The organism is Terriglobia bacterium, from assembly GCA_032252755.1.
Taxonomy (GTDB): domain Bacteria; phylum Acidobacteriota; class Terriglobia; order Terriglobales; family Acidobacteriaceae; genus JAVUPY01.
This window is the reverse complement of record JAVUPY010000001.1, coordinates 1-3,858: the sequence shown is the minus strand read 5'-3', so window position 1 is coordinate 3,858 and position 3,858 is coordinate 1. Positions and strand designations below refer to the sequence as shown.

At 56.1% G+C, this 3,858-nt stretch carries 7 protein-coding genes; all 7 read right to left on the bottom strand.

Annotated elements, in window-relative coordinates:
• Window positions 1–157: 157 nt before the first annotated feature.
• Window positions 158–1,156, bottom strand: a complete 999-nt coding sequence (locus ROO76_00035; protein MDT8066533.1) for a MoxR family ATPase — start codon at window positions 1,154–1,156, stop codon at window positions 158–160.
• 104 nt (window positions 1,157–1,260) lie between these two features.
• Window positions 1,261–1,638: a DUF4326 domain-containing protein gene (locus ROO76_00030; GenBank protein MDT8066532.1), complete on the bottom strand. Its 378-nt coding sequence runs from the start codon at window positions 1,636–1,638 to the stop codon at window positions 1,261–1,263.
• A complete protein-coding gene (locus ROO76_00025; protein MDT8066531.1) occupies window positions 1,635–1,910 on the bottom strand; it encodes a hypothetical protein in 276 nt (91 codons plus the stop codon). The genes ROO76_00030 and ROO76_00025 overlap by 4 nt, the downstream gene beginning before the upstream one ends.
• Before the next feature lie 15 nt (window positions 1,911–1,925).
• Window positions 1,926–2,171 (bottom strand): hypothetical protein, encoded by a 246-nt coding sequence (locus ROO76_00020; protein ID MDT8066530.1) that lies wholly within the window; start codon window positions 2,169–2,171, stop codon window positions 1,926–1,928.
• Window positions 2,168–2,803 carry a hypothetical protein gene (locus ROO76_00015; protein MDT8066529.1) on the bottom strand — a complete coding sequence of 212 codons (636 nt, stop codon included), beginning with the start codon at window positions 2,801–2,803 and terminating at the stop codon, window positions 2,168–2,170. Before ROO76_00015 ends, ROO76_00020 begins: the two co-directional genes overlap by 4 nt.
• A gap of 69 nt (window positions 2,804–2,872) precedes the next feature.
• Window positions 2,873–3,070: a hypothetical protein gene (locus ROO76_00010; protein ID MDT8066528.1), complete on the bottom strand. Its 198-nt coding sequence runs from the start codon at window positions 3,068–3,070 to the stop codon at window positions 2,873–2,875.
• Window positions 3,067–3,711, bottom strand: a complete 645-nt coding sequence (locus ROO76_00005; GenBank protein ID MDT8066527.1) for a hypothetical protein — start codon at window positions 3,709–3,711, stop codon at window positions 3,067–3,069. Before ROO76_00005 ends, ROO76_00010 begins: the two co-directional genes overlap by 4 nt.
• Window positions 3,712–3,858: the final 147 nt, after the last annotated feature.

Genomic DNA, 3,858 nt, shown 5'->3' with positions numbered 1-3,858 from the left:
TTGCGGTCATGTTTCCGGGCCGTCCAGACGCTGATATGCACTTGAGCCAGCATTGCTTTCTCGGTGATGTTCATAGAAGTCACTCTTTCTGGAGTTGGTGGCGATGCGCGAGGTCACGCGCACCGCCTTGTAAGGGGATACAGAGGAACAGCGGCCGTCAAGCTACCAGATCGCCAAAGCGGACGCCGAAGTTGACGAACGTCTTGGTGCTGGTGATGGCATTGTCCCGAACAGATGCATCGCGCATTGCCAGCACATGGAATTCCGGTTCCATGCGGTCCAGGTAGATTGCAGCTTTGTCGATGTTGCGATCATTGATCACGCGGCCGAGCGCCGTGGCAATCGCGAAGGACGCCGATGGGTCGTTCTGCGGCAGTCGTGCGCCCGAGGGGTTCAGCATGATCTCATCGGTGGATGGCAAATTCCGAAACAGATGCAGGAAGGAATAGAACTCGCCCGCCGCGGCGCTCCCAATGGCTCCCTCGAGCAGCTGTAGCAAGAGAGGATCAAGATCGGCGTGACGCGCGAGCCAAGCCTCCAGAATCCGGGAAGCCATTACATTGGACCTGGGAGTTGGCCACGCATTGACTCCGCTGGCCAGGTCCGCGGCATGCAGCAATTGCGGACGGAAGCGCAGGAAGGCAATCAGTTCGGGCCGAACGTTGTGATGAATGGCCCAGCGACACCAGTCGGTCAGATCCGGTTCGAGCGTGAGGTGCCAGAAACGGTTCTGCAACGGGCGAGGCATGGCAAAGTGAACGCCGCGCTCGGCGGGCGGATTGCCGGCTGCGATGATCTGCCAGCCTTCCGGCAGGACATATTCTCCCAAGCGCCGATCTAGGACAAGCTGATAGCAGGCGGCCTGAACCATCTGGGGCGCGGAAGTCAACTCATCGAGAAAGAGTATGCCCTTTCCCTGCGTGGGAAGAAAGTCCGGTGGCACCCACTGGGTTTTGTCCTCATGAATGCGAGGCAGACCGCGCAAGTCGACCGGGTCGAGCAGGACGGCGCGAATGTCGACAAAATCGAAGTTCAGGGAAGCGGCAAAATCGCGGATGATGTCTGATTTTCCAATCCCGCAAGCGCCCCACACGAAGGGCGGGACGTGCTGGGCCAGGGCGCAGTGAAGCGCCTCAGTGATAGCAGTTGGAGTCATATTTTTCCTTTGGGATGGAGATGAAAAAGGTAGACCTTCGGAGTGAAGGGTAGGAGCGGAAGACGATACAGAGAAGATTTCTGACAACGAAGAAGGGCGGCGCTCTAACGAAACAGGCTCAACTGATTTTCAGCGACATAAAGCTGTCCCTGAGGCGGCATGGAGTATCCGAGCTTCGCTTCCCAGTATTCCTGGACGAGCTTCAATAGGACGTGGCCATGACACGGGTTTGGGTAGCACCAACAGCCAAGGTCTAGGCCAGTTAAGTCTGGGACCGCCGCCATTAGCCTGAGGTTCCGGCGCGTGTCGAGCTCATATTGCTTGACGACGTCCTCTCGCGAACCATCCGGCCCGATACGATAGCGATTGGCCCAGATCGATTCGGGAAACTCTGCGAAGGGGCGGCCAATGTAGAGATCAAACCTGGACCGGCGGCAATGAACAACCTTCCCCATTCGCGGGAATACTGCTGGAGTGCTCATTCGGACCCGTGGCCACTAGCAGCGACGGGGAATACTGTGGCTACGCCCGCCTTCTCTGCCGCATCGCTGGGTGCTAATCCGTCGAGGATCAGCTTGAGCATACGCAAGTAGGGATAGTTCTCCTTGCTGCACGCTCCAGTGATCGTGGATCGGCCTCCCTTGTGGATAAGAAAGCGACGATCGATGTCGAGAGTGAAAAGGGCGAGGGAATCCTGTTTCGCCAGTTCCTTATATTCTGCGGAGTACCGTGGTTGAGGCACATGATGGCTCATTATTAACCTCTTTCGCTATCTACTCGACTCTCGTTCGATGATCGCCGCGCCCTCAATTTCCGCTTTTGAGATCGGACAATTGTGCTCTCTGAAAATCTGGTTGCAGCAGTTGAATAAAATCGCTCGTGCGTCAAGGTTTGCTTTGGCGTCGTCGCGCGACATCCGTTCATCGAAGTTGTTACGGACGTATTGACACGCATCGTGGAGCCGGTCGAGGGCGATCAAGACGCGGGGATCGATAACGTCGAACGCGCTGCTCATGATTTCCTTTGCGTACGGTCCAGTCCCAGTAAGGTGGACTGGCATTTCGCTTTCACAGACTTAGCGAAACTATCCCATGCTTCTTTGTCGACAGCCACCACAGTGACGTGAGGCTCGCCGGCGTTGAAGCGGACAGGATATTGGCCTCCGGGGAAGGTGAAGGACAGGCTGGGCGGAACCGTAAACTCATACGATCCGGTCACGACGATGCCCGGCCATTTGGCCGTAGCGTAAGCCAGCATGTCGTCATGGACTTGTTTCCGCTTCGCGCACTCAGCCATCTCGTTGTCGTGACAGGACTGCGAACAGAAAACCGATTGGTCACCGACGTACACGATCTGCGCGGGAATTGTTTCGGCTTCGTCCTCGAACTCGTCATCGTCCTCGCGTACTTGTTTGCCGCATCCGGAGCAGTATTGCCACCAGCCGGCCGCCAGCAAAGCTTTGGCAGGAACCGGCCCAGGTGCGAACTTATCGAACTCTGGCGCGAGCCTGCAGGACTCGACTTCCTCAAAAGGAATATCGAGCTCATTGGCTCCGTTGCGTCGCGCAACCACATTTGAGGCCGCGAACACAACGCAACCCGTTTCGTAGCCTTGAACGCTGTAGGCCCGCAGTCCCTCGCTTGTCATGGTGCTTTCTCCCTATCATGCAGTACGTCGAATCAGGCTCCCCTCGCGGAAATCTGCGAGAGGAGTCGATCATTGAACTCGCTCGAATTCATCGGGCTTGACGCCGAGCAACTTTCCATTCGAGAGCACGACCGAAACGGCGCCATGCGGATTTGCAATGGCATCGTGGATTCCGGCTTCGGCGATGGTGTTGTGGCCGAATGGGAAATCACCGTGAACCATGCGCGGCAGGTAAACCTTGAAGTGGTTGCTTGCTTCTTTGCTCACTTGACACCACTTTCGTCTGCCTGATTCGCGCCTGTTTGTACGCTTTCAGCATGAATACCAGCCTGATCGCGCAAATCGTACTCGTCTGTTTTGTCGATGGGAAACTGCATCGTAGAACCCGCTTTCGCTACGACATCGCATTCCCAGAACTTGTATCCGTTCTGGCCAGTAACTAATTGATGATTGCCGCCACATCCACACTTCGGCGCATCCATGGACTCGGAAGACCCCGGCACGGCGCGCGGACATGGCTGCTCTGCCTTGTCGTCCACGTCCGAAACTCCACACTTCGCGCATTCGTAAAACTGTCGCCATCCCGGTTTCAGCTTCCATTCGTGAGAACCGCGTACTGCCATTGCATCTAATGTGGATAGCAAGGTCTGGTACTTGATAAACGCAGCAGCCATTTTCCATAGAAATGGTTCACACTGATCCCACGTCCACGTCTTGGGCAGGGTTACCTCGAATCCGAGCGATACATGCGTTGGTTTGCCTTCGCTCCGGTCTGGGTTGGGTATGAGGATGAAGTTGTTGGAGCCGTGTCCACTTGCAGACGCATACGGCTGCCTGGCGAACACATCGCGAACTGCGGCCTGTGTTTCCTCATTCCAGGAATTGAACTTATCCGGCAGTAATGGCATTGTTTCTACCTCTCGTCTTGCGTGTCAATTGTGTCACTGAAGATTGCATGGCAGCTTGCTCCTACTGGACGTGCGGCGTACAGACCAGGCAGAATGGAACGCCCCATATGATGGCATTCGCAGCTACAGGTTGTCAGAGGTTCTTTC

Excerpts from the sequence above, each read along its gene's own strand:
- ROO76_00005 (MDT8066527.1), bottom strand. The coding sequence starts at position 3,711 with ATGCCATTACTGCCGGATAAGTTCAATTCCTGGAATGAGGAAACACAG.
- ROO76_00015 (MDT8066529.1), bottom strand. The coding sequence starts at position 2,803 with ATGACAAGCGAGGGACTGCGGGCCTACAGCGTTCAAGGCTACGAAACG.
- ROO76_00025 (MDT8066531.1), bottom strand. The coding sequence starts at position 1,910 with ATGAGCCATCATGTGCCTCAACCACGGTACTCCGCAGAATATAAGGAA.
- ROO76_00030 (MDT8066532.1), bottom strand. The coding sequence starts at position 1,638 with ATGAGCACTCCAGCAGTATTCCCGCGAATGGGGAAGGTTGTTCATTGC.
- ROO76_00020 (MDT8066530.1), bottom strand. The coding sequence starts at position 2,171 with ATGAGCAGCGCGTTCGACGTTATCGATCCCCGCGTCTTGATCGCCCTC.
- ROO76_00035 (MDT8066533.1), bottom strand. The coding sequence starts at position 1,156 with ATGACTCCAACTGCTATCACTGAGGCGCTTCACTGCGCCCTGGCCCAG.